Here is a 23,283-nt window from a genome sequence, read left to right as displayed (position 1 = left end):
GTATCCCTCCTTTTACGCTTTGTGTCCGCCGACAAGCTTGGCGCGGTGCCTTGCTGTGCCTGCGTTTGTATAGGAAACGGCCCGCAGCAGGGCATTGGGTCCGTATTTCCCGCGGATGGAGTCCATGACATAGCCAAGGATCTGTTCTTTTTCGCGGTTTGGCTGGAATAAATCGAGCTGCATTTCGGAATCATCTTCAATGTTGGAGAGGGCAATCGAAATTTTCCGGACGGTTTTATGTGCGTAAAATTGTTCAAATAAGGCGAGGCATGTTTCGTAGAGCTCCATGGTGATGTTGGTCGGCCGGTCCATCGTCCGGGAGCGGTGAAATCCGCCCCCAAGCTCATCATGGCTGTAGCCGATGCCGAGACTGATCGTTCTGCCTGCTTTCCTGTGCGTGCGCGCCCTTCTTGCGACTTCTTCGCACATTTCAAGAATCACGTGCTTTACTTCTTCCGGATCAGGATAATCCCGCATGAGAATCTGGCTCTTCCCGAAGCTGATCTGCCCCTGCAGAATCGGCGCACCAATTTCAGAGAGATCAACGCCCCATGCATGGTAATAAAGCTGGTTGCCCATAATTCCGAACTTTTTCTCAAGCACTTCAAGCGGATGGGCGGCAAGCTGCCCTACGTTGAAAATACCCATCCGGTTCAGCGTTTTTTCAACTCTGCTGCCGATGCCCCACATTTCCCGGAGCGGCTGCACCTTCCACAGTTTTTCTTTCACATCGTCGTACGTCCATTCCGCAATGCCCTTTTTCTTCGCCTCAAGATCAAGGCAGATTTTCGAAAGCAGCATGTTGGGTCCGATGCCGATTGCACACGGCAGCGAAAATTCACGGTCCATATCATCTCTGATTTTTGCAGCAACCTCCCACGCATCTCCCCAGATACCCTCCACTCCGTCAACCTGGATGAAGCTTTCGTCGACGCTGTACGTGTGGATGGCATCCTTCGGGACATACCGGTGAAAAAGGCGCGTCAGTTCAGTCGAAATACGGACAAAAGAAGCCATTTTTGCGTTAACAATCCGAATGCGGGAATCTTTCGGAATTTCGAACAGACGGGATCCGGTCTTGATGCCAAAATCTTTTTTCAGACAGGGCGAAGCTGCCAGAACAATACTCCCTTGCCTTTCTGTGTCACCAACCACCGCCAAATGGCACGTAAGCGGGTCAAGACCTTCCAGAACCGCGGCACAGCTGGCATAAAAGCTCTTCATATCAATGCACAGAATCTTTCGTTTTGGAAATTGACTGTAATCCTCAATCATCGTTCTTACTCCTCACAACAGAATATATGTTCCCATTCAGTATATGCTAATAGTAAGCGAATATACGTTCGATTTCAATGGTAGTTTTTTCTGCGAAAAGCGGAGCCGACTGTTCAGGCCTGGCAGTCAGATAAGAAATCACCCGAAAAGTCCGGGTTTGACTTTTTGGGGGATTTTGTTCTGACAGAAGGACTAGGAGGCGGAGCTGGACAACACGAAAAGCGGAATCGCCTTGTTTAGCTCCGAAGGACAGAAAAGGAATCGACGGAAAAGGCGCCTTTTGCCTTTACCGGCGATTCCATTCTGACAGAGGAGTTGAGCGATGGAGCTGGACAACACGAAAAGCGGAGCCGACTGTTCAATCCTTTCAGTCAGATAAGAAATCACGCGAAAAGTCCGGGTTTGACTTTTTGGGGGATTTTGTTCTGACAGAAGGACTAGGAGGCGGAGCTGGACAACACGAAATGCGGAATCGCTCGTTTAGCTCCGGGAGTCAGAAAAGGAATCGCCGGAAAAGGCGCCTTTTGCCTTTACCGGCGATTCCGTTCTGACAGAGGAGTTGAGCGATGGAGCTGGACAACACGAAAAGCGGAATCGCCTTGTTTAGCTCCGAAGGACAGAAAAGAATTCATCGGTATCCTACCCCCAAAACCCAAAAATCAAAAATGGAGGACACTAAAAAGCCGGACCTCCCCTAACACCCGTAAGCCGGACAAAAAATCTCAGCTTGGCATTCTCCGGAAACCCTCATATAATCAGGATACAAACGAGGTGAACTATGAACGAGAAATGGATTTGGAAGATGATTCAGCAATCTTTTGAGCAGTATGAGATGGATGGCAGGCTCAGTGAAGAGGAAGCGGCTGAGCTTGTTGCAAAAGTAAGGGAACAGAGAGAAACGGAAGGATCCGAATGGTTTGAGGCTGTGGAAGATACCGTGTACGGCTATGTCACAAATCAGGAGCTGAATTAAATGGCACGCCGGGTCCATTTAATTCAGCGTTTTTGTATGGCGCTTAAAAAGAATCCCGGCAATCATTGTAAGGGTTAACAGGAGGTACAGGGCGAACCACCAAATCGTCCAATAGCTTGAGACGAAATCCGAAAAGCTGATAATATTTTCATGGATGCCATTTGAGAGCACGAAAACGAAAACTCCTGCCGGCAATAAGAAAGGGCGGTAGGTAGGGTGCCTGGAGATGGACTGAAAGCCAAGCATGGCGCATAAAAAGCAAATTGTGATTTTCACAAAAATCCCAAAAATCCAGGCAATCCCGATCAGCACTTCCACCCGTTCAAGCAGGTCAATGATGTCAATATCCCGCATAAGTTCAAAGGTTGAATAGGTTTGTCTCTGAACGAGATCGTAGCCCTGAATGCCAATGCTGAACAGCACAATCAGCACAAGGATGATTCCTCCTGTAAACAGGGAAAAAAGATAGGCCGCGGGAATGTTTTTTTTCTTGCTCATATAGCCAGTGAGAGAAAAAAGGAGCAGCATTTCAAGAAAGGGGAAGCCGATTGTCGTATAGGCTCCGCTCCAAACAGGTTTTATTCCCCGGTAAAGAACAGGTTTCAGATTGGAGAAATCGAACTGATTGATGACCAAAATAAAGGAAAAAAAGAGAAGCATCATGACGATCGGCGCATAAAACTGATTAACCCTTGCCAGGTTGTTGGCCCCAAAATAGACCGAATAAAGCGAAATTAAAATAATGGCAGCCTGAAACGTGAAGCTGCTTGCCTCAGGGCTGATAGAGGTAGTCATAAAGTTGCTCAGGTTCCTGACGACATAGGCTGCTAAGTGAAGAGAATAAAAAATAATGATGATGTTTATTACTGTCCCTGCATAACGGCCTGCCGCCTGCTCCATGACAGAAAATATGGAGGCATAATGGAACTGCTTCAGACAGAGCAGAAAAAAAACGTTCAGCAGCAGTCCTGCACCCAAAGCGAAAAGCATGGACAGCCACGCGTCATTTCTGGCATAGGCTGCCGTCAGTCCCGGTGCCATCAGGATCGAACTGCCTGTTACAAAGCTGATATTAAGCAGAAAGAGCTGCGCCTCAGTAAGTTTGTGATTCATTGCATACCTCCAAGGATGAACCGGATAACCGGGCTGAAGACGGCCCTGGTCCAGTCGGCAAACTGGAACAGGCCAATCTTCATCATATAATCCGCTGTATAGGCCAGAGTAAAAAGCCAAAAGACAGAAAGGACAAGTACAAAACGGCGATTAGTTGTCTTCATACATGCTCTTCATCCTTAACCCTGTATTTTCAATCGTGAATGTAACATCTGTACTCAGTCTGGCCTCCTGGTACAGTTCGTCCCATCTTGGCTCCCACTTTTTAAACAGTTGAGGATCGGCTTCAAAAATGATCCGTCTCAAGCCGAAAGAATCGGTGCTGTTTTCTTTTATCTTTTCAAATACAGCTTGAAGTTCCCCGCTGATTTTCTTTTCTGCCAGTTTCTCAATTTGTTTAATCTGCCCGGAATTGTCGAGGGACTTGCTGCAGGATGCTTCCTGGACGAAGCCCTTGATGCGGATGTGGGTCTGAAAAGACGGGACATCTGCTTTTACATATGATAGGGAGCCTTTCATATGCTGCGCAACAAGAATGATGGAACCGGATTTCGCATTCGGACAATCAATCGTGTAGACAGACGGCCCTGACACAAGTCCCTTCATCAGTCCGAGCGAACGTGATTCATCATATGTGAGCCAGTCAATCAGCTTGTCTTTTTTAAATAATGCCAGACCGGTAATCGTAAAGCTGTTCGGATTTCCATCGATGCTGGACAAATCTTCCGTTTTGCTGGCTGCCTTTTGATTTTGCTGTTTTTCCACTCCGAAAATGAAGGGCTCCTGATGAGGATTGGAAAACCATTTTAAAATGTATTTTAATGTGATTCCGGCTCTGAAACCCATTGAACTTTTTGTGTTTGGAATCCGTGATTCAAGCGATAATGCCGGCATCTTCTGGATGGGCGTATACATTTTCAAAATGGAGGAGGAATCCGCATCTTTGGCAATCAGAAAATTGACGTTCCTTCTGATCTGATAAAACCGTTCGGTAAATTCAAGTACCGGCAGAAGGCCCTCTTCGGCTGCAAAACGCTCACTCACGACAATGGTAGATACATGGGAGAAATAGAGTTTCCGCGAAATAGTGTTTTTAGCCTTTTGCAGAATTTCGCTCGCATTTTTCCCCTCAAAAGAATACGTGTACACCGGGCCTCCCGATCCGCCGCTAGGCGCACCGCTCTGCGAAGCAGCCGTACCGCTTGGATTGATGACCTGAAAGTGCATCAGCAGCCCCTCCCCGCTCTTATCAATTCCGATTCCCGATACAACAATAAGATCATTCAGCTCTGTCCGGCCGCAGCCGGTTATAAGAAAAAGAAGGAGGAAAAATACAAGGTATGCTTTCATTTCGGTTTCCCGCTTTCCAGTTTTCTTCTGTACTTTAAGTAGAAAGCTGTCTGCGTCCACCAGAGAGGAAACCGCAGAAAGCTGTCTTTTTGTTTCTCCGCTTTAAAAGGAGCGAAAGGTTCAAAGTACGGCACACCGAAGGTCTGCAGCGAACTCAGATGAATAGCAAGTGCAATCATAAACATAATCATCCCGTAAATTCCAAGTGTTGAGGCAAGAATCATCAGAATAAACCGGAGCAGCCTTCCTGTTCCGCTGAAAGAATAGTAAGGAGATACAAAACTCGCAATAGCTGTCAGGGAGACGACAATAACAATTGCTGGCGACACAAGCCCTGCAGCAACGGCGGATTCCCCAATGACAATTGCGCCGACAATGGAAACCGCAGAACCGATCGGCCTTGGCATCCGAATTCCAGCTTCTCTTAATATCTCAAAGATCAGCTCCATCAGAAGGGCCTCGAGAAAGGCGGGAAACGGAACGCCCTCTCTCTGGGCTGCGAGACTGACCAGAAGATTCGGAGGAATCAGTTCCTGATGGAAGGTGGTTACCGCAATATAGGACGCCGGCAGCGCAAGGGCAATGATGTATGAAATCAGCCGGATGAAGCGAATAAAGGTCGCCAGGTCAAAGTGATTGTAATAATCCTCGGCTGCCTGAAAAAAGGACCAGAAAGTGGCCGGTACAATAATGGCAAAAGGCGTTCCCTCCATCATAATGACCACCTTGCCCTCGGCAATGGCGGCTGCTGCAACATCCGGCCTTTCTGTCGACTGAAAAGCGGGAAACGGGGTAAACCGCTTCTCCTCCAATAACTCCTCCAGCATGCCCGTATCAAAGACCTTGTCGGTTTTGATTTTGTCTATTTTTACAAGCAGTTTATTGAGAACATCACGGTCTACAAGCTTTTCCATATAACAGACAAGAAGTTTCGTTCTTGTCACATTCCCGATTGTGCGCGGAAGAAAATGCAGGGACGGCGTGGCAATTCTCCTCCTCAGCAGTGTCATGTTAATTTGAAGAGACTCAATAAAGCCTTCTCTCGGCCCTTTTACCATCGTTTGAGTCTGAGGCTCTTCAATTGACCTGTAAGGCCAGTATTCCAAAGGAATGGTATACGCTACTTTCAGGCCGTCAATGAATAGAAGAACGCTGCCGTTTAACAGTGATTCGAGCAGCTGCTTGTAATGAAAGGCTGCTGAAAGCACCGCAGCAGGAGAAATAAGATTCTCAATCAGGGTCTCTCTGTCTGCACCCCCGGCTTTCAAAGATTGCTGATGGACAATGAGCGGTTCAATGACCGTTTCTTCAAGCTGATGTTTATTGATGATTCCGTCAAGATAGGCGATGCCGAATGTGAAGGCCTCCTGTTCATAAACCAATGTCTTCAAATCAGCGCTTTTTCCGAATATGGCGGATAAGCGCTCCATGTTTTCACAGGCATTTTCCCGGATTTCCTCACCTGCAAATTGCTCGAGCTCGCCCTGTTCCTTCTGAATTTGCTGAAGCTTCTTTGTTTCATTGGTTGGTCCATTCATGTCCGGCCTTCACCTCCTGGTAACAGATTATTACACGTAGTATGAGGTAAACACTGGTAAAGTATGAGTTTTCCCCTCAAAAAACAGCCCTGCTCATGAGAGCAGGGCTGTTTTTTGTCTTTATTTTCTTGATAGTGCTTTTCCCGCGAGCTTTTCAAACACGCGCGGCATGAGCTGATAAAAGCTGCTGCCGGCATTCATCCAGCCGGGAAGGTTGATTTCGCGCTTTTCGGTCATCATGGCGCTGACAATTTTTTCAGATACTTTATCAGGATCAAGCATAAAGCGCTGAACATTTTTCACGTACGTTCCGCTCTGATCTGCAATGTTGAAAAAATTCGTCTGGATCGGTCCCGGATTGACGGATGTGACGTGAATGCCGGTGCCGGCAAGCTCCATCCGGAGGCTGTTCGTGAAGCCGAGAACCGCATGCTTTGTGGCTGAGTACAGGCTTGATTTCGGTGTTGCGAGCTTTCCGGCCTGTGAGGCAATGTTGATGATATGGCCGTCGTTCCGTGCTCTCATCCCCGGCAGGACCATTTTGGTGCAGGCGATCAGTCCGAATACGTTAACCTCAAACATGGAGGTCATTTCATCCAGCGTTGCTTCTTCCACTGTGTTAAAGATGCCGAAACCGGCGTTGTTCACAAGCACATCAATCTGGGGAACACTGTCTAAAATCCGGGCGAACGTCTGTGCAACAGCGTCCAGGTCGCTTACGTCCAGCGGATAATACGTGCAGGTGACGCCATATTGATCAGAGATTCGTTTTGCTGCTGCCGCAAGCAGGTCAGCCCGTCTTGCAATCAGGATTGGATGTGCGCCGCTTGCCGCTGCGAGTGCGGCCATTTTTTCGCCGATCCCGCCTGATGCGCCGGTAATGACGACATAGCGGTCTTTCAGTTTTTGATTCATTTCGTTCACCTCAGCAAGAGTAAAGGATGTGTACCCCTTCCATTTGACCCTTAATTTCCCCCATAACTTCCAGATAATCCAGCTGTCCCACCGTTTCTGACATCGTGAGCATCATCTGCTTCTGATAAAGACGCGGAAACAGCCTTTCGGATACTTCAAACGCTGTCATCGGCTTTTCTTTTAAAAACGACAGCACTTCATAGGCGCGTTCTTTTTGTCTTTTCAACCGATATTGTATCAGTTCGTGCGGATTTGCGACAGTTTCACCATGCCCGGAATGCACACTTGAGAGCGGGATTTTCAAAAGAGCCTCAAAGGATTCATTAAACTGCAGCTGCGGTTTCGGCCGCGCCCCGCCTTCCATCGACGGTTCCAATAACGGATTTGCCGATATATGCTTCAGGATATGGTCCCCTCCAAACATCATGCCATCCTCAGCCCTGTAAAGCGCGATATGCGTCTGCGCATGCCCCGGTGTCTCAATGACGTGCCACCCGTTCATTCCCGGAACAGGATCTCCTTCTCTAAGGTCTGATGAGAGCTCCCGTTTGCATGAATATTTTAGATTCGATACAAATCTCGCAAGGTAAGGAAGCTGCTTTTCTTCAACGCCCAACTCGGCAAACAGCTTCAGAAAAAAGGTCTTTTGCTCTTCCATAAATACCTGGTCCTGGCTGATCCACGGAGCATTGTAGCGGTGACCGATCACTTCAGCAGACTCGGGCAGATAATCGAGCAGCCCGACATGATCCGGATGGTGGTGGGTCAAAATCACCTGTTCGATGTCCTCCGGCCGGTACCCGGCATCCTTCATCTGGGACGTGAGAGCGGCAAATGCCTCAGGTGTTTTCGGGCCGGCATCAATCAGGGTAAGGCGGTCTCCTTTTACAAGATAAACGTTCACATCCCCCACAGGAAAAGGCGTCGGGAGGGTGATAGGGATTATGTAATCTGATTTTAGTTTCATACCATCGTCCTCATTTTGTTATTTTTATATATGTCTACTATATTCAATACATGTAAAATGAATGCTTATTCACCTATTATTAAGCCTATTTTACACGTTCCCTGCAAACGTGTCATTATTTTCAAATAATTCACCGGTCATTATTGAAAAAATACTCCTTGACAAACGCCTGTCCAACCTCGCATAATGATGAACAACTAATATGCTTTAACGCGCGAATGCTGCAAAATAAATAACGTAATGAGCTGTGAACAGGAATAGTAGATCCGCAATGATGAACAGAGAATGAAACCCGCCGGCTGAAAGGTTTCATCATCCTCTTGCCAGTCGAACCTGCCCTGTGAGCTTTCAGGCAAACCTGACGCTGCCCCTCGATACGGGAGCATAAGCTGGAGTGATTCACGTCGCTCAATGAAGGTGGTACCGCGGAAACCGTTTCGTCCTTTTTTTACTGGACGAGGCGGTTTTTATTTTGAAAAAAATTCCAGGAGGAAAAAGATGAAAAACATCGCATTTACAGGTGCAGGAGCTATAGCCGAAGCCATCATCAACGGGTTAATCAGCGACGGTGTCTGCCTCCCTGGCCAACTAGTTGTCACGAACCATTCAAATGATGAACGCCTTTCATTTTTAAAAGAGTCCTACGGAGTCTCAGTCACAAGAGACAAGCGCGAAGCTGTCAAACATGCCGATATCATCATTCTTGCCATGAAGCCGAAAGATGTCAGAGCAGGGATTGAAAGCATACGGGAGCATGTGACAGGCAGCCAATTAATTATTTCTGTCCTTGCGGGAATTTCTACGGAAACGATCCAGGAGCTTTTCGGAAAAAAACTGTCCGTAATCAGGGCTATGCCAAATACATCAGCTGCCATCCGGAAATCGGCTACCGCCCTTGCCTGCACACCGGAAGTCAGCCAGGCGGAACTGGATGCAGCATCCGAACTGTTCCGCGCGATCGGTACGGTCGTGCACGTTTCAGAAAACCAGCTCGATGCGGTTACAGGCCTTTCAGGGAGCGGACCTGCCTACATCTATTACTTAGCAGAGGCACTGGAAGCAGCTGCAGCCGATAATGGCATTGAAGCACACACGGCAAAAGCACTTATTGCCCAGACTCTCCTCGGAGCGGCCGAAATGCTCCTGCATTCAGGAAAACAGCCGGAACTTCTCAGAAAAGAAGTAACAAGTCCTGGGGGCACGACAGAGGCCGGCATTGCAAGGCTTGAGCACTATGCCGTTAAAAAAGCATTAAGAGAATGTGTGAAAACAGCGACGGAACGCTCTGCCGAAATGGGTGAATTGTTTGCAAAAAACGCTCAAAAAGAGCATACTTGACAAGATAAGGTGCAGGAAATATCTCAGCCTTGTTGAAGTTAAAAAGGAACGTCACATTTACAGACAGGTGGTTGCATGTATACAGTTTTTTCGACCTTCGATGTGCCGGATGCAAAGGCCGAAGAAGTCATTTCCATATATCAGAACCGTTCAAGAATGGTAGATGAAGCAGACGGATTTGTTGATTTTCTGCTTCTGCAAAATGATAAGCGGCCGGGAGAATTAACCGTGCAGCTGCTATTTGAAAGAAAAGAAGATTACATGAACTGGGTCAAAAGCGAGGATTTCAAAAAGATTCATGACCTTGAAAAGAAGTATCCGGATCAGGAACTCGCTGCTGTCATTCCAAAGGTAAAACAATACAAGGTGGTCGCGCGATGAGCTTTTTCCCTGCGGATCAGATTGTATATGAAGCAACCGAGAAAATCTATCAAAATGAGCCGTCCCTTCTTGAGAGATTCGGAGAAAAAGGCAAAGAGAAATGCAGAGAAGATAATCATCATCATCTTAAGCACCTTCAAACCGCCTATGACCTGGAAAATGCCCAGGTGTTTGCGGACTATGCCATCTGGCTGAACGGCATTCTTGTCAAACACGGCATGAAGACGCAGCATTTGATTGATAACTATGATTACTTGAAAGAAGTGCTCCTTGAAATGGAGATTCAGGATCAGGAGAGAGTGTCTGCCTACCTGGCTTACCTTAAAGCCGGCACAGATGCACTAATGAACGAGAAATAAAGAGAAATGGGGTGCTCTGTATGAAGAGTTCAGCAGCTTTTGAGTTTGCAAACCTGCTGCTTGACGGCAATGAAACAGCCGCTGTTCAGCTGGTTAAGGACCACAGTCACCTGTCACGGATCCAACTGTTTGAAGAGTTGTTTACCCCCGCCATGCAGCATGTCGGGGACTTATGGGAAAATAATGAGATTACGGTTGCAGATGAACACCTTGCAAGTGTTGTGTGCGATTTTATCCTTTCAACCCTGTATCCACCGGAACAGTATCCCGAGTCAGAAAACAGAAACAAGGCCATGCTGCTTTGCGTGGAAGGCGAGCAGCATTATCTCGGACTGAAGATGGTCAACAGCCTGTTTGATCAGCAGGGCTGGGAAACCCATTACTTAGGACCAAATCTTCCGCTGGAGTACGCCATTAAGAAAGCAGAACTCTGGAAACCGGAAGTGATTTGCCTTTCAGTATCTATCGTATATCATCTTCCGAACGTCAAAAAATACATTGATGCCCTATCTTCCCTTCCTAACCACCCGGCGATCCTGCTTGGCGGACGAATTGTCGGACAGTATGATATCAGTCCTTACAGCTCTGGAAACACAGAAATCATGTACGACCTGAAATCGGTGGACAACTGGCTGAAGAGACACAGTCTGATTAAAAACAGCGGCAGATCTTCTTTGCTTACTGTAAAAGCAAATGAAAGTCTGACCCGATATTAAAAAAAGCGGCCGGACGCCATCCCGTTAAAGGATGACGCCTGCCGCTTTTTTGCGTTCTGCAAGACGGATACTGGTTTTCAGCCACACAGGTGCATTCGAATGAGCAAAAATTTCCTCCGCCGTCATCCAGGCAACAGCCGAAACTTCCTCCTCGCTTTTCGGATGGGCCGTCCCGCTTTTATATTCGCATAAAAACACGATGTTCACGACAGGAAAGCCGTCATCTGACTCGAACGATGCACTATGAACATATTGGACTTCATCCTTAACCACAACACCTGTCTCCTCTTCCACTTCCCGTTTGACCGTCTTTTCGAGTATATCCATTGCAGCGCCTTCTTTTTCGGCTTTTCCGCCTGGCAGGGAAAGCAGCCCTGGGGCGTGCTCTTCCCTCATACTGCGTTCAATGATGAGCCATTTGTTTTCTTTAAAAACGGCTCCTTCTGCGTTTACGATGAACATTCTGTTCTTCTCCCTCACCCGTCTATCTGACTGCATAGCCACTCTACAGCAAGCTTTTCTACTTCATCAAGATGCTCCATAAAACTGTGCGAAGCTCCATCAATCACCTCAAGTTTTGAGCCTTGGGGCAGCCACTTCATTCCCCTCTTAGACGTCTCTAAAAGCGTTCTTTCTTCTTCGTCCGCATTCCCGTGTATGATCAGAACCGGACAGGCAACGGCCGCCAGCAGCTCCTCCTGATTCCCCTGTTCAAAATCAAGCAGCATCTGCTGATCGATGATGATTTTTTTCCGCGGACCTGACGAAAGGTGCTCTGTAATAACTCCTGTTTCATGCAGCTCTCTCATTTGCTCAACTGTGAAGTGGTCATTCCAGTCGTACGTGTGGGGGCCTGTTGACGCACCAGTCAGAATCATCGTGCACACTTCGTTTGAATAACCCATCAGGCAGATTCTGCTTCCGAGGCTGTGGCCATAAAGGACAATCGAATGAAAGCCGCGTTGTTTTGCGTATTCAATAACCGACTGAAGATCATCCTTTTCTTTTGCCATTGTCAGCGTATCGTCATCACTCTCGCCGCAGCCGCTGAAATCAAAGGCAAGCACGTTCCATCCGAGCGACTGGAAGACAGCGGCAAACCGGTCGAACCGGCCACGCGATGACTTGTCCGACGTAAACCCGTGGCACATGATGACAAGTCTGCGGGAAGCTGCTTCATATAAATGGCCGATGAGGGTAAGTCCCCTCGAATTTTTCAGCTCAAGCCTGATGCAGTTCATCACTGTCTGCTTTTTTAAAGATTTGTTTCAAAGTATAGTTCAGAAGCTCCGGACACGTTTCAAAGGAGTACGGCAGATGAAGGCGCTCTGTCCACTTGTGCGGATCCTTTCCGTAAGGACCGACGTTTAAAACAGGAATGTTCAGCGCTTTTATTTCATCCAGCGGCAGCTTATAGTGATCCCCGTAGATCGGCATATTGGCCGTAAGCTCGCGGATCGACTCCTCACTGTCACGCAGCTGTAGAAAGCTCAGATCCGACAGGCCCGCAAAGTACTCCTGATTCACAAGAGAGATTCCGAATTTGCTGCCGGCATAGCTTTGCACATCCGACAGTACCTCCTGGATAAACGCGTCCTCTTTTGATGAAACAGACGGATAAAACGGCGGACTGTAGAACACAACAATTAAAGGAGCAAGCTCCTTGCACAATCCAGACAGACCGGAAACGATCTTATTCGTAAAATGACGGTCATCAAGATCACCACGGTTGGCTTTCAAGTACCCTATGTGCCTGTTGACTTCTTCCTCGCCGACCTTTTGAATGGCGTAGGCAAGCAGTTCGTCATAAGACATGACCGTTACCCGGTAGGATGCAGGCGTGTAGCCGACAGACTTGCTGTAATGACTGGCTTTTTCATCATAAAACTTCTCCACTCTGCGCGCTGCGGCAGAGGCGGTATTCATAAGCATCCCGTGCAATTCAAGCATGCTGCGTTTCATCGTTAAGATGTTAAACAGCGAAACGGCTTCATGCGGAATCTGCACCGAATACTCCTCTTTGAGATCCTTTTGCATAAGGTTCATCGGCGGCGGCGTCACTTCTCCGCCGGCCTTTTCCGAATAGTTTTCATTCAGCTCAAGCAGCCTGTTCAGCTCGGAAATGATTAAGTTCGCGTTCAGTCCAGAAAAGGGCTCCCCTACATGGGTTTCCACCCCGCTGCAGTAAAATCCCGCAAGCACTTTTCCGATCGACCCGCTGTAAACATAAAAATTCTCATCATTTGGATACCTCGAAAACATCGGCTCTGAATTGACGCAGGCCGTGTAGGAAAGACCGTGCTTTTGTTTCAGCTTTTGAAGAACAGGCACAGCCCCGAGCATCCCTGCTGAATTTACTTCTTCATCAGGAACCGTCAGCAAGAGTAAATTTCCTTCAAACTCACCGTTCATAGCCTGCTCAAGCATGCCGAGCTGAACCGTCAGTCCTGCCTTCATATCCATCGTTCCCCTGCCAAACAGCCAGTCGCCTGTTTCAAGATCCTCTTTCACCGGCTGCGGGAGAAGATTCGCCGAGTTCGCAAGTTCCTTTGTCAGCTCGTGCGGCCGGAAAGCAAGATGCTCAAGATGGCCGTAATCCTTCACATCCACCACATCAAAATGGCTCATCAGGATCACCGTATCTTCTGTTTCTTTCTTACTTTTAACAAGAGCCGTCAGAAAATAGCGGCCGTCTTCAAGCGGATGCAGTTTCACATGATCCGGATGTTCTTTGAAATAAGGAAAATCATTCAGCACATAATAAAGATGCTGGGCAAGGGCGATCTCATCCTTTGATCCCGTGATGCTCGCAAGATTCACTAGTCCTGTTAAAAGCTCTGTCAGCTGCTCTTTCGATTGCCATTTTGCTGTCATGATGAGACCTCCTAAAATAGATGCTGACTCTATTCTAAAGAATTTTCACAATTTTTAAAAGAGGGTCATTTTGGTTATGGGGAGAGGATTTGGAGGAGTGGGTTTGCAGTTTTGGTATCCTATATTTTTTTGAGCTTCTGATTATAGGGATGCATTTTCGCTTTTTGGCACCCTATATTTTTGGTGCTCGCGATTATGGGATAGCATTTTCACTTTTTGTTACCCCATATTTTCAGAACTCGCATTTATGGGATAGCATTATTACTTTTTGCTACCCCATATTTTCGGCGCCCCTGATAATAAGGATGCATTTTTCCTTTTTGTTACCCTATATCTTCAGCGCTCCTGATTATAGGGATGCATTCACTCAATGCTCCATCGTCAGGCAACTTACATGAAGTCTTACCGCAAAGCTGATATACTTTTTTTATTGAATTTCACTCAGGGAGGCAATTAACATGAAGAATCACTTATTTACACCATACACCGTAAAAAACGTCACACTTAAAAACCGGATCGTCATGTCTCCGATGTGCATGTACTCATCACACCGCGAAGGCGGAATGGTCGAGGATTTTCATATGACCCATTACATTAGCCGCGCCATCGGCGGTACGGGGCTGATCATGATTGAAGCGACATCTGTTACGCCTCAGGGCAGAATCTCTCCGCAGGATCTTGGCATTTGGAGCGATGACCATATCGAAGGCCTGAAAAAATTAGTTGACGGCATGAAAGAAAATGGCGCCAAAACGGCAATCCAGCTTGCACACGCCGGAAGAAAAGCGGTCCTTGATGGCGAGATTGTCTCACCATCCGCCCTTGCATTTAATGAAAAAAGCAAAACACCTGTCGAGATGACAACAGAAAAAATCAAAGAAACCATTCAAGCTTTTAAAGACGGAGCAATCCGTGCGAAAAAAGCGGGATTTGATATCATCGAGCTTCACGGCGCACACGGATACTTAATCAACCAGTTCCTCTCGCCGCTTTCCAACAAGCGGACAGACGAATACGGCGGCACCAAAGAAAACCGCTACCGCTTCCTGAAAGAAATCATCGATGCTGTCAAGGAAGTCTGGGACGGACCGCTGTTTGTAAGGGTCTCTGCAACAGACTACAATCCTGAAGGACTTAACGTAGAAGATTACGTGGATTACTGCTCATGGATGAAAGAACAGGGAGTCGATCTGATTGATGTCAGCTCAGGTGCCCTTGTTCCGGCAGACATCAAAGTCTTCCCCGGCTACCAGGTGAAATTTGCAGAGCGCATCCGCGAAGGTGCCGGCATCGATACTGGAGCTGTAGGCCTGATCACAACCGGAACACAGGCTGAAGAGATCCTTGGCAACGGCCGCGCAGACCTTATCTTCATTGCACGTGCCCTGCTCCGTGACCCATACTGGCCGCGGACTGCAGCAGCTGAACTTGGCGTTGAGATTGAAGCGCCTAAGCAGTATGCGCGCGGGTGGTAAGCCTTTTTGCAATGAAAGAAATTCAATTCAGCACCGCTTTTGGCGGTGTTTTTTTGTATTTAAAAAAACACCGTTCGTTATGAACGAAGCTTTAGCAACCCCCAAAAGGATATGACAATGGTTAAATGAATGATAAACTGAGTTTACATTCGATTAGGAGGTATTATTATAAAGTATTTATGGTATATACTCGTACTCATTCCGGTACCTTACTTATTTCATTACTTTGAAATCATGCAATTCGAAAAAGATGCAAGCAATGCTTATCTATTTATAATCTTGCTGCTGTTACTAACAGTACTTACAGGAGCATTATCAAGAACTATCAGTCTTTTGTATTTTTTGCTGGCAAACCTAATTTCAATTCTTTTATCTGCAGGATTAGGGATGAGATTTTTAACTCCCCCGAACCCCTCATGGTTTAATCCTTTTGGAGTGGAATTTGCTATCGTATTCACGGGTTTTGTTTTCCTGACTGGCCAGTTAATCATAAGGGCATTATCAGCAGTATATGTAAATAAGAGAGACTCTTATGAGAAAAAAACAGACCCGTTGAGATAATTTGTCCATTTTAAAAAGCAGGGACTGGCTTATTGCCCCCCTGCTTTTTGACAAACATATACCATTTCTTTACTTCGGCCTGTCAAAGGATTTTCATGCCAATCCCCATACACGCTTAAAATCTTGAACCCGTTCATGGTCAGCAGCCTCTCCATTTCCCTTGGGAACACATAGCGCAGGGAGATTGCTGTCTTTTTCTCTTTCACAACTTCTCCCGCGGCATTCTTATACTTTCTTATTGTTGTATTATGCTGGATTTGGGTGATCGCATCATAAGAGGATAGACAATAAACGTCTACTTGCAGCTTACTTACTTCATCCTCATAAGTTTTCCAAAATTCCTCCGTCGTCGTTGAAATCAGCTCTTCTGGCCCCGGGAATCTGGTTCCAAAAATAAAGATGCCATCAGGATCTAAATGCCGGCTGACTGAAGCCAATAGCTTATCCTGTTCTTCGTTGGTAAGAAAATGCTGAAAAGAGTTTCCAACGGTATAGATGAGATCCGCTGTGGTTTCAAGGTTCAAATCCATACAGTCCTGCTGAACCCAATTGATTTCAAGACCTAGGTCCGAAGACTTTTTCCTTGCCTCGACCAGCATTCCTTTATGTACGTCCACTCCAGTTACGCGATGACCTTGCCTTGCTAAAGGAATAGTGGCTCTCCCTGTACCGCAGGCAATATCGATTATTGCTCCTTTTTTCAGCGATGCCCATTTCAACAATAATGGAATGTCGCTTGTATAAGAATCGTTTTCCCCGTCATAGAGAGCTGGTTCGTCGTACTCTTCGAAGTTGTTGTGCGGATTCATTTCTTGCATGAAGGTCTCCTTATTGTCGTAAAATGTTTTAATTCCCCACAAAATCTCCCTGAACCGGATCACCCTCGTCCTGAAAACGAATACGAATGGATCTGCCTGTCGTGTAATCCGGGGAGTCCATTACTTGAAAATGAATATGGGGCTCGGTTGAATTGCCTGAATTCCCACAAAGACCCACCAAGTCTCCCTGCTTGATACATTCCCCCTCAGCTACTGAAACGGAATCTGCTTTCAAGTGGGCAAGCATACTGTATTCCTGATTTTCATGTTCAATGATGACGCAGTTTCCTTCAGGCTGGTCTTCATTACGTTCACCAATCGGATTATCTGGAAAGCCGTCAATTACTTTCACGACTCTCCCATCTGCAGGTGCTGTTACCTCTTGATTGAATGCGTAATAATGTTGGAGACTGTCAGGAGAATTCCGATACGTTTGTCCGTCTCTCATCATCACAAGGTCATATGCATACCTTTGATTTTCATAGGCGTAGTGATAATTGATAAATTCATTCGTCCCGCCCCAAAATACAAACCATTCTGCTTGAATCGGCATACAGTAGGTATTCTGTGTAAACTGCATATCGCTTTCAGGAAAAGATATGAACGGAGCCAGGCGCAGCCCGTGAATTCGATGATCTTTATCGAAAAAAACAATGATTGCCTTTTTCTTTAAATTGTCCAGCCATACATACTGGGTCATGTCTTTGTGCAAACTCGTGCTAATTTCAAGGTGATACGCTTCAACACCTTCATTAAATGATTCTCCAAGATCAATAAATTCCTCAAGTGTGGCTATTTCTTTAAATTCTTCCGTTGTCTGAGAATAGACAGCTGCAAACTCCCCGTCCAAAAACAATCTCCCAAAATGTTCAGGCACAACTTTCATGAAAAATCCCCCTTATTTTACAATCTGGCAATCTGAAGATAACGGCTTAGATTTAAAATAAATCACTTCCGGATCTCCATCATCCAAATTCTCCACAATGCCGCTTTCAATGAACCCATTTGAAAGGAAGACTTTATGCATATCTGCATTCGATTGATTCGTTGAAGAAAAAACCTTCTCTGTTGCGGATGACTTTACCATCTCATCCATGAGCAAACTTGCAAATCCCCTTCGCCTCTTGGACGGGGCCACAATAACAAGGGAGATAAACGCACACTCAAAAAAGCTGGTATCATGAATGAGGAACCCCGCAATCTCCTCTTCTTCTTTTGCAAGAAGGCACTGCCCATTCTCGATAGCACGTTTGATCATTCCCCGCCTGCTTGCGTTGCCAATAACCTCACTGTCTATGTCTACTAACCTATCTAAGTCTGCAATGTCTGCAGCAAGAATTCTTTTCATGTTTCTGCCCCTTTATTAGTTTAATAATCTCCTTTAACGTTGGAACCCATGAACAATCACTTTACAGACCTTTCCATTTCCCGTTCTTGAATACAAGTTGCAATAACTTCGCATTTTTTTATTGCCCAAATGTAATGACTGGACGTGTTTGCTTCGAAATAGCTGTAAAGATTACTTGTTTTTGTCCACTTATAGTATTTTTTTGTCATGATTTCTTCATTTGTATGTAAGTTGATTAAGTCCATTACTCTCCCATGGCTTAACCTTACTTTCTTAACGGCTTGATTAAGCGTTACATCCTGATACCCTTCCCAGATTTTCATGTTGAGAAGTTTTATGCTGCTCCACTTATAACCTGGTGCCGGCATAAAAGGCTGATCCCCATTCATACCTTCCCGGTACCATCTCTCAAGCATGGCATGCCATTCATAAAGATGCATCAATACATCGCGAAAATTTTTGTCTCGCTCTTGAGTATTAATAGAGATCGTTCTTTTTCTGCTGGGAACAGACTCAATGATTTCAATCAATTTACTAAAATACGTGTCGCTATTTAACAATAGAATATCTTTTTCACTTATCGAAGTCATACTAATCTCCTCATTTCCCTCAAAATATACATTCACTTTGGAGAAATTTATTAATATCTATGTAATTCTATAGAGTGACATGTTATTGAAATAGATGGTATAGCAAACTCGTATGTATATAATTCAATTTTGTAATCTTTATCTTGTTCTATAAAGTGATATTTCACTATCGTAAACCAACTATAAAAATTTGTTTGATTAGGTTCAATATGATCAAATAAGTTTCTAGCCAAATTTAAATTTAAAGTAGTACAGTTTTTAAAAATTAATTTTAAATCTTTAGTTTTCATTTCATTTTTTGGAAGCTTAAAATTATAATCAATCGTTATTGAAAAATCTAATAAACTCTTCTCCCATCTCATATCAGTTATTATACTGTCAGTAAAATCATATTCTTCTAAAATTTCATTGATTTTGTTTGTTAACATTTTTATCAAAACACCTCTAACCCCTTGAAGGAAACTGCCCATTCTTATCAAAGTATTAATTACCAACGTGATGAACCTTGAAATATGCCTTATCTTCACCTGATATTGCATGTATTTGGAACTGTCATTCCAGTCTGTGCATCTTCGAATTCACCAAGTTCAGTAGTTCCAGTGCCTGGTACCTCTGCATGAGTTTTGCTGTTGACCACTTATCGTTCTGTCCCTACTGCCCCATGCAGCGCACGCATAGCCTGCAATGCATGCTGACCCCAATGAGACTCAAAGGTGAATTTCCAATGCCATGTTGCTTCCGGCCTTTTATCGTTTTGAAACAGCAGAATACCTCCCTTTATATCTCTGTAAATATCTTGAAGATCATCATTTAAACTGCATGCAACAGGTTCTTCATCCGTGTATGGATCAAACAAGGCCCAATAATTGGCCATATCTCCAAGATGGATATCTGGCAAAGCAAACTCAAACACCGCAATCTCCTCTTCTCCATGGTCCGCTTCGGGAAGTCTTAGTGCTGCTGCATACAATGATGAAATCGTTCTGAGCAGAGTGATGGCCTTTTCTGACTCCGAGGATAAGGTGAAATTTTCTATCAGATGGCAGTATTCTGATGCCGTATTTAGAAATGCTTCCGTTTCATTCACATACATTCTCCTATCCTGAGTGTTTGAAAATTCCATTTGACATTTACTACTAATTTGACCAGTATTCAGTTTGTCCAGGCTAAATCAGGAAAGAGACGAAAAGAGTGAAAAAGAATAATAACGAAAAGACAATATTTATACCCAAACGAGACGGATACAAATAGGACGGATTATATGAATGAATTAACTGGCCTTGTCAATTTCTAGAGATAAAAATCGAATGATTAGCCTGGCATCTGATGCAAGCACAATTTCGTGCGAAAGATATGCATCATCATAAGCGGTTACCTCATCTACTATCCAGTCATCCAATCCTCTTTGTCCATCGCATACAATTTCATCACTATCTATATATGTATTTCTGGTAATATCAAAGTCCATAAGAAACCGGCTTACTCCGGTCCACTTAATTAGATACCGCTCTCCGTCTGCGTGAAGGACATGAGCTTCTATACTAGTGGGATCCTTCTCTTCATCTCCCTTATATGGATTAAAGCCATTTCTTACTTGAATTGAATATATATGAGCGTCATGAAAAGTATCGCCCATTAAAAACGCAAATACATTTTCAGACAGCCGAGGTCTCAGTTGCTCCAATTGTTTGATATACCCGTCGAAGTTGTTAACCTCATCGGTGAAAAATTTCATCTTTGTTCTCCTTTGCATATATGCACTAAATTTTCACAGCTATCTTTCGTGAACCACTACGATTGAAAAAACACAGCTCAGATTCAGACACCCAACTCAACCTTCCCAAATGAGGAACAAACAAAAATTCATTCGGCACCTCTTGTATCAGCACTTCCTTTTTTACCACACGGGAATCGCCTTTGGATATGATTGTCAGGGAAATCTCGAAAACATCCAGTTCGTGCCTGCAGTGAATTTCAGCCTGATATTTTCTGCTCGGGGAAGATTTTTTTGTCCATATGTACACATTATCGAGTTGATCTTCCACCATTTTCAAGTAAACATAATCGAAACGTTCCGACTGCCAATGATAATGTAGAGCAGTTTTCAGCATCCCTTCATGCAATTTTTCCAAAAGAACCTTTTTCTTTTGTTCTTTTTTTAGGGAGAAGTAGCCTGATAGATCTGCTTCTACTTCTACTTCTGAAAAACCATCTACCGTGATAATAGGTAATTCCTGTTTGCATGCCTGCACACAGTTTATTATGATCTTCTTGGTTTCCAGTGTTTCAAATCTTCCCAAGATTCTCATATACATTGCTGCTATGCAGCGCATTTCGTTTCGAAACACCATCCGCTTTTTCTTCCAGTTTGTATCATAGTCACATTCAATGGCCGCTTGCTTTTCCATCCCCTCGTTAAGAATAAGATGCTGGATGAAACCTTCATTTTCAGTAAAAGGCAAATCTAAATCAATTTCTCTCAACAGCATGTTTCACCCCGGAAAATTTTTATTTCCCGCTTACTTAATAGTTTTCCAATTCCGTTTCAAGATCCTTAAACAATACATCTATACTTACAGCTACCCTATCGTTTTCTGAGGGGAATATAGATGGTATAATGCCATCCTTTTTCATACCTGTTAGCCACTTCTCGATAAAATCATCTAAGCTGATTGATCTTGCTTTATACGATGCCCACTCTTTTTCAGCACTGATTTCTGCGAATTCCTTTTTGGGGAAAAACGGAATGAATAAGTTCCCATCTTCATCCCTTGAAGTGGCCCAGCCATCGTTGAACAAACTCCAGACCTCTTCATAATCAGTGACTTTTTTTATAAAATACTCATATCTGACATTAGCTGGAAGCTTCGATACGGTGTTAATTTCATCATTATGCATTTTGATCATCCCTTACTTATATTCCCTCTGTATTATGGATTGGAGCTTACCTTTTTAAAATCAGTCTTCAACTTCTCCGTTCATAAAATGCCTATGAAACAAATCATCCAGATTTTTATTAGGTTCATAAACATGTTCATTGACTAGATTTGTTGACATAGTGAAGAAAGGTTCATCACTCCCCTTTTCATAAAAAGCGGCAGCATAAAGGAATCCAGAAATTTCACCTTTGTCTGTGTCACTTTTTTTAAAAGTGACATTCTCTAACTCATTGAAAAAATCGTTTACTTCTCTAGATGAATTTAATGCTCTCCGTTCACCGTTTGCACCATTGGTGATTGTAATTTTATGAATTCGTTTAGGATCACTATCAAAGAGGTCTTTAAACATAACTTCACGATTGGTACAACCTTCCAGTAGGAATATGACAAAGAAAGCTGCAATAAAAATATACATTTTCATTTTTATAGTCACCTCGAAATGAGCAAACAGCATAAACCTAATTCTATAAATCATCAGCAACTAAATTCGACAAAAAGTCTTTTGTTTCCTGTAATTTACTTATTATGACGCAAAATAAAAAACGATTACCATTTACAGTAACCGTCCTTTCTACTATACATCCATAAGATATGTGCCTCTAAATCAAACACTTACACTATATCCCTCTTCATCTCTCTCTTCCATATAGCCAACATGAAGACAATCACCGCTCCAAAAAACAGTACATACCCTAACGGCACCAACCAAATCGGCTGCCTAAGACTCACTATGTCACCAATCAAAAACCTTGTCACTACAGCTATCATCACAAAAACAGTCACGATTTGCACGCCGATAAGTCCGATTGTATGAGACACAATCGTTGAAATCGTCATTGTTAAAATACCGAGCAGGATAGAAACTAAAAATATGGCGAGCACTGACAATATGATATACTGCCAAAACGTAAGGTCATACCATGAGTAAAGGTTGTTCATTGCATATAAAGGCAAGTCAAAATGTGACGCTGTTTGATTTGCAGCGTAAATGGACAAGTAAACACCTAGTAAAAGCGTTGTAAGCAATACTGAACTTGCTAATCCGGCCAGCCACTTCGTTTTGTAGATTTCTCTCCCTTTTTTCGAACTGTATTGAAGCAGTTCCACAGCTGTCAGTTTATCTCTCAAAAAGATGGGAGAAAGTAAGATTGCTATGCTAATGAAAAGGATAATCGCCATATTCTTTTTTACGTTTATAAAGTTATCTAATACTGTACTCGTATAGAATGAATACTTTTCATCACGCATGATCTCTTCAATATGCTTCTTCAGAGCACCAGTTGTTCCCTCTTTTTTTAATTCCAAAGAGGCAGTCCGGTATTTGTAAAGCTCATTTATGGTGTATTCCATAGCCTGCAGCTCCCAGAAGAGGTCTTCATTCCGTTCAAAGAAGACTAAATCGTGATAGTCCATTTGTTTTTGATTGTTGTCATCTGCATTTTCAAAAGCTTCAAAAGACGTAAGCCCTGTGGCTTTCGCTTTTGGGTCATTCTGCAAGTATGTATCAGCGTCCTCCACTTTCTTTTCGTATTGCTTAACAAAGTCTGCAAATTCCCGCTCATTCACATCTGGCCCATACTTTGGAATGATCTGCTGCTCTAAGGTGAAATGGTCAAGTGCAGGGCGTCCATTCGGAAAATACTGAATATGAAATTCAAAGAGCAGGAAATACAAAACTGCATTTGCAAATAGAAGGAGAGTGATGATTTTCCAGGAAAAGATTTTTTTCATTTCCATCCAGAATAATTGCATA

General features: G+C 44.4%; 28 protein-coding genes. 6 read left to right on the top strand and 22 right to left on the bottom strand.

Going from position 1 to position 23,283, the window contains the following annotated elements; all coding sequences use genetic code 11:
• Positions 1-12: 12 nt before the first annotated feature.
• Positions 13-1,275 (bottom strand): Y-family DNA polymerase, encoded by a 1,263-nt coding sequence (locus RKD52_RS08330; protein WP_454099357.1) that lies wholly within the window; start codon positions 1,273-1,275, stop codon positions 13-15.
• A gap of 778 nt (positions 1,276-2,053) precedes the next feature.
• On the opposite strand from RKD52_RS08330, the gene RKD52_RS08325 reads away from it, so the two are divergent.
• Positions 2,054-2,248: a YqzH family protein gene (locus RKD52_RS08325; RefSeq protein WP_454099356.1), complete on the top strand. Its 195-nt coding sequence runs from the start codon at positions 2,054-2,056 to the stop codon at positions 2,246-2,248.
• Positions 2,249-2,266: 18 nt separating this feature from the next.
• Here the strand turns inward: RKD52_RS08325 and RKD52_RS08320 are convergent, their stop codons facing one another.
• From RKD52_RS08320 to RKD52_RS08295, 6 genes are all read right to left on the bottom strand, one after another.
• The gene (locus tag RKD52_RS08320) at positions 2,267-3,361 is read right to left on the bottom strand and encodes a GerAB/ArcD/ProY family transporter (RefSeq protein WP_454099355.1); all 1,095 of its coding nucleotides are present in this window, start codon (positions 3,359-3,361) and stop codon (positions 2,267-2,269) included.
• Complete coding sequence (locus RKD52_RS08315; protein WP_454099354.1) at positions 3,358-3,525, bottom strand: hypothetical protein; 168 nt, start codon at positions 3,523-3,525, stop codon at positions 3,358-3,360. Before RKD52_RS08315 ends, RKD52_RS08320 begins: the two co-directional genes overlap by 4 nt.
• A complete protein-coding gene (locus tag RKD52_RS08310) occupies positions 3,512-4,711 on the bottom strand; it encodes a Ger(x)C family spore germination protein (RefSeq protein ID WP_454099353.1) in 1,200 nt (399 codons plus the stop codon). Before RKD52_RS08310 ends, RKD52_RS08315 begins: the two co-directional genes overlap by 14 nt.
• Positions 4,708-6,249 carry a spore germination protein gene (locus tag RKD52_RS08305; RefSeq protein ID WP_454099352.1) on the bottom strand — a complete coding sequence of 514 codons (1,542 nt, stop codon included), beginning with the start codon at positions 6,247-6,249 and terminating at the stop codon, positions 4,708-4,710. The genes RKD52_RS08310 and RKD52_RS08305 overlap by 4 nt, the downstream gene beginning before the upstream one ends.
• A gap of 120 nt (positions 6,250-6,369) precedes the next feature.
• Complete coding sequence (locus tag RKD52_RS08300) at positions 6,370-7,164, bottom strand: SDR family NAD(P)-dependent oxidoreductase (RefSeq protein WP_454099351.1); 795 nt, start codon at positions 7,162-7,164, stop codon at positions 6,370-6,372.
• A 10-nt stretch (positions 7,165-7,174) separates the two neighbouring features.
• Positions 7,175-8,131: an MBL fold metallo-hydrolase gene (locus RKD52_RS08295; protein WP_454099350.1), complete on the bottom strand. Its 957-nt coding sequence runs from the start codon at positions 8,129-8,131 to the stop codon at positions 7,175-7,177.
• Positions 8,132-8,629: 498 nt separating this feature from the next.
• Between RKD52_RS08295 and proC the strand changes: the two genes are divergently transcribed.
• From proC to RKD52_RS08275, 4 genes are all read left to right on the top strand, one after another.
• Complete coding sequence (gene proC / locus RKD52_RS08290) at positions 8,630-9,469, top strand: pyrroline-5-carboxylate reductase (RefSeq protein WP_454099349.1); 840 nt, start codon at positions 8,630-8,632, stop codon at positions 9,467-9,469.
• 75 nt (positions 9,470-9,544) lie between these two features.
• On the top strand, positions 9,545-9,850 hold the full coding sequence (locus RKD52_RS08285) for an antibiotic biosynthesis monooxygenase family protein (protein ID WP_454099348.1): 306 nt from the start codon (positions 9,545-9,547) through the stop codon (positions 9,848-9,850).
• Positions 9,847-10,209 (top strand): hypothetical protein, encoded by a 363-nt coding sequence (locus RKD52_RS08280; protein WP_454099347.1) that lies wholly within the window; start codon positions 9,847-9,849, stop codon positions 10,207-10,209. The genes RKD52_RS08285 and RKD52_RS08280 overlap by 4 nt, the downstream gene beginning before the upstream one ends.
• A gap of 20 nt (positions 10,210-10,229) precedes the next feature.
• On the top strand, positions 10,230-10,925 hold the full coding sequence (locus tag RKD52_RS08275; RefSeq protein WP_454099346.1) for a cobalamin B12-binding domain-containing protein: 696 nt from the start codon (positions 10,230-10,232) through the stop codon (positions 10,923-10,925).
• Positions 10,926-10,949: 24 nt separating this feature from the next.
• Here the strand turns inward: RKD52_RS08275 and RKD52_RS08270 are convergent, their stop codons facing one another.
• The 3 genes from RKD52_RS08270 to RKD52_RS08260 are packed head-to-tail and all read right to left on the bottom strand — an operon-like array spanning position 10,950 to position 13,799.
• Positions 10,950-11,387, bottom strand: coding sequence for an NUDIX domain-containing protein (locus RKD52_RS08270; RefSeq protein ID WP_454099345.1), 438 nt, complete (start codon positions 11,385-11,387; stop codon positions 10,950-10,952).
• A 14-nt stretch (positions 11,388-11,401) separates the two neighbouring features.
• Positions 11,402-12,166 carry an alpha/beta hydrolase gene (locus tag RKD52_RS08265; RefSeq protein WP_454099344.1) on the bottom strand — a complete coding sequence of 255 codons (765 nt, stop codon included), beginning with the start codon at positions 12,164-12,166 and terminating at the stop codon, positions 11,402-11,404.
• The gene (locus tag RKD52_RS08260; RefSeq protein ID WP_454099343.1) at positions 12,147-13,799 is read right to left on the bottom strand and encodes a M20/M25/M40 family metallo-hydrolase; all 1,653 of its coding nucleotides are present in this window, start codon (positions 13,797-13,799) and stop codon (positions 12,147-12,149) included. The genes RKD52_RS08265 and RKD52_RS08260 overlap by 20 nt, the downstream gene beginning before the upstream one ends.
• 458 nt (positions 13,800-14,257) lie before the next feature.
• On the opposite strand from RKD52_RS08260, the gene namA reads away from it, so the two are divergent.
• Positions 14,258-15,274 (top strand): NADPH dehydrogenase NamA, encoded by a 1,017-nt coding sequence (gene namA / locus RKD52_RS08255; RefSeq protein WP_454099342.1) that lies wholly within the window; start codon positions 14,258-14,260, stop codon positions 15,272-15,274.
• Positions 15,275-15,537: 263 nt separating this feature from the next.
• Here namA and RKD52_RS08250 read toward each other — a convergent pair whose 3' ends face one another.
• The 12 genes from RKD52_RS08250 to RKD52_RS08195 all read right to left on the bottom strand — a co-directional run bounded on the left by RKD52_RS08250 (position 15,538) and on the right by RKD52_RS08195 (position 23,282).
• On the bottom strand, positions 15,538-15,732 hold the full coding sequence (locus RKD52_RS08250) for a hypothetical protein (RefSeq protein ID WP_454099341.1): 195 nt from the start codon (positions 15,730-15,732) through the stop codon (positions 15,538-15,540).
• 132 nt (positions 15,733-15,864) lie between these two features.
• Positions 15,865-16,653 (bottom strand): class I SAM-dependent methyltransferase, encoded by a 789-nt coding sequence (locus RKD52_RS08245; protein ID WP_454099340.1) that lies wholly within the window; start codon positions 16,651-16,653, stop codon positions 15,865-15,867.
• Between the two features lie 28 nt (positions 16,654-16,681).
• A complete protein-coding gene (locus RKD52_RS08240; RefSeq protein ID WP_454099339.1) occupies positions 16,682-17,539 on the bottom strand; it encodes a M23 family metallopeptidase in 858 nt (285 codons plus the stop codon).
• Positions 17,540-17,551: 12 nt separating this feature from the next.
• Positions 17,552-18,001, bottom strand: a complete 450-nt coding sequence (locus RKD52_RS08235; protein WP_454099338.1) for a GNAT family N-acetyltransferase — start codon at positions 17,999-18,001, stop codon at positions 17,552-17,554.
• A 56-nt stretch (positions 18,002-18,057) separates the two neighbouring features.
• The gene (locus tag RKD52_RS08230; RefSeq protein ID WP_454099337.1) at positions 18,058-18,591 is read right to left on the bottom strand and encodes a ClbS/DfsB family four-helix bundle protein; all 534 of its coding nucleotides are present in this window, start codon (positions 18,589-18,591) and stop codon (positions 18,058-18,060) included.
• Positions 18,592-18,641: 50 nt separating this feature from the next.
• Entirely contained in the window at positions 18,642-19,019 is a 378-nt protein-coding gene (locus RKD52_RS08225; RefSeq protein ID WP_454099336.1) for a hypothetical protein, read from the bottom strand.
• Positions 19,020-19,228: 209 nt separating this feature from the next.
• Positions 19,229-19,678 carry a DUF5063 domain-containing protein gene (locus RKD52_RS08220; protein WP_454099335.1) on the bottom strand — a complete coding sequence of 150 codons (450 nt, stop codon included), beginning with the start codon at positions 19,676-19,678 and terminating at the stop codon, positions 19,229-19,231.
• 183 nt (positions 19,679-19,861) lie between these two features.
• Positions 19,862-20,326 (bottom strand): hypothetical protein, encoded by a 465-nt coding sequence (locus tag RKD52_RS08215; RefSeq protein WP_454099334.1) that lies wholly within the window; start codon positions 20,324-20,326, stop codon positions 19,862-19,864.
• A 25-nt stretch (positions 20,327-20,351) separates the two neighbouring features.
• On the bottom strand, positions 20,352-21,074 hold the full coding sequence (locus RKD52_RS08210; RefSeq protein ID WP_454099333.1) for a hypothetical protein: 723 nt from the start codon (positions 21,072-21,074) through the stop codon (positions 20,352-20,354).
• Between the two features lie 40 nt (positions 21,075-21,114).
• Positions 21,115-21,489 (bottom strand): DUF2750 domain-containing protein, encoded by a 375-nt coding sequence (locus tag RKD52_RS08205; RefSeq protein WP_454099332.1) that lies wholly within the window; start codon positions 21,487-21,489, stop codon positions 21,115-21,117.
• Between the two features lie 60 nt (positions 21,490-21,549).
• Entirely contained in the window at positions 21,550-21,951 is a 402-nt protein-coding gene (locus tag RKD52_RS08200; protein WP_454099331.1) for a hypothetical protein, read from the bottom strand.
• Between the two features lie 191 nt (positions 21,952-22,142).
• Positions 22,143-23,282, bottom strand: coding sequence for a hypothetical protein (locus RKD52_RS08195; protein WP_454099330.1), 1,140 nt, complete (start codon positions 23,280-23,282; stop codon positions 22,143-22,145).
• Between the last annotated feature and the right edge of the window lies 1 nt (position 23,283).

The sequence above is a fragment of the Metabacillus sp. SLBN-84 genome (genome assembly GCF_053629595.1).
Note: the sequence above shows the minus strand (reverse complement) of the source record. Positions and strands in the feature narration are given on the sequence as shown.

Bases quoted from the DNA above. Each gene is read 5' to 3' on its own strand.
- RKD52_RS08330 (WP_454099357.1), bottom strand. From the start codon at position 1,275: ATGATTGAGGATTACAGTCAATTTCCAAAACGAAAGATTCTGTGCATT.
- RKD52_RS08325 (WP_454099356.1), top strand. From the start codon at position 2,054: ATGAACGAGAAATGGATTTGGAAGATGATTCAGCAATCTTTTGAGCAG.
- RKD52_RS08320 (WP_454099355.1), bottom strand. From the start codon at position 3,361: ATGAATCACAAACTTACTGAGGCGCAGCTCTTTCTGCTTAATATCAGC.
- RKD52_RS08315 (WP_454099354.1), bottom strand. From the start codon at position 3,525: ATGAAGACAACTAATCGCCGTTTTGTACTTGTCCTTTCTGTCTTTTGG.
- RKD52_RS08310 (WP_454099353.1), bottom strand. From the start codon at position 4,711: ATGAAAGCATACCTTGTATTTTTCCTCCTTCTTTTTCTTATAACCGGC.
- RKD52_RS08305 (WP_454099352.1), bottom strand. From the start codon at position 6,249: ATGAATGGACCAACCAATGAAACAAAGAAGCTTCAGCAAATTCAGAAG.
- RKD52_RS08300 (WP_454099351.1), bottom strand. From the start codon at position 7,164: ATGAATCAAAAACTGAAAGACCGCTATGTCGTCATTACCGGCGCATCA.
- RKD52_RS08295 (WP_454099350.1), bottom strand. From the start codon at position 8,131: ATGAAACTAAAATCAGATTACATAATCCCTATCACCCTCCCGACGCCT.
- proC (WP_454099349.1), top strand. From the start codon at position 8,630: ATGAAAAACATCGCATTTACAGGTGCAGGAGCTATAGCCGAAGCCATC.
- RKD52_RS08285 (WP_454099348.1), top strand. From the start codon at position 9,545: ATGTATACAGTTTTTTCGACCTTCGATGTGCCGGATGCAAAGGCCGAA.
- RKD52_RS08280 (WP_454099347.1), top strand. From the start codon at position 9,847: ATGAGCTTTTTCCCTGCGGATCAGATTGTATATGAAGCAACCGAGAAA.
- RKD52_RS08275 (WP_454099346.1), top strand. From the start codon at position 10,230: ATGAAGAGTTCAGCAGCTTTTGAGTTTGCAAACCTGCTGCTTGACGGC.
- RKD52_RS08270 (WP_454099345.1), bottom strand. From the start codon at position 11,387: ATGTTCATCGTAAACGCAGAAGGAGCCGTTTTTAAAGAAAACAAATGG.
- RKD52_RS08265 (WP_454099344.1), bottom strand. From the start codon at position 12,166: ATGAACTGCATCAGGCTTGAGCTGAAAAATTCGAGGGGACTTACCCTC.
- RKD52_RS08260 (WP_454099343.1), bottom strand. From the start codon at position 13,799: ATGACAGCAAAATGGCAATCGAAAGAGCAGCTGACAGAGCTTTTAACA.
- namA (WP_454099342.1), top strand. From the start codon at position 14,258: ATGAAGAATCACTTATTTACACCATACACCGTAAAAAACGTCACACTT.
- RKD52_RS08245 (WP_454099340.1), bottom strand. From the start codon at position 16,653: ATGCAAGAAATGAATCCGCACAACAACTTCGAAGAGTACGACGAACCA.
- RKD52_RS08240 (WP_454099339.1), bottom strand. From the start codon at position 17,539: ATGAAAGTTGTGCCTGAACATTTTGGGAGATTGTTTTTGGACGGGGAG.
- RKD52_RS08235 (WP_454099338.1), bottom strand. From the start codon at position 18,001: ATGAAAAGAATTCTTGCTGCAGACATTGCAGACTTAGATAGGTTAGTA.
- RKD52_RS08230 (WP_454099337.1), bottom strand. From the start codon at position 18,591: ATGACTTCGATAAGTGAAAAAGATATTCTATTGTTAAATAGCGACACG.
- RKD52_RS08225 (WP_454099336.1), bottom strand. From the start codon at position 19,019: ATGTTAACAAACAAAATCAATGAAATTTTAGAAGAATATGATTTTACT.
- RKD52_RS08215 (WP_454099334.1), bottom strand. From the start codon at position 20,326: ATGAAATTTTTCACCGATGAGGTTAACAACTTCGACGGGTATATCAAA.
- RKD52_RS08205 (WP_454099332.1), bottom strand. From the start codon at position 21,489: ATGCATAATGATGAAATTAACACCGTATCGAAGCTTCCAGCTAATGTC.
- RKD52_RS08200 (WP_454099331.1), bottom strand. From the start codon at position 21,951: ATGAAAATGTATATTTTTATTGCAGCTTTCTTTGTCATATTCCTACTG.
- RKD52_RS08195 (WP_454099330.1), bottom strand. From the start codon at position 23,282: ATGCAATTATTCTGGATGGAAATGAAAAAAATCTTTTCCTGGAAAATC.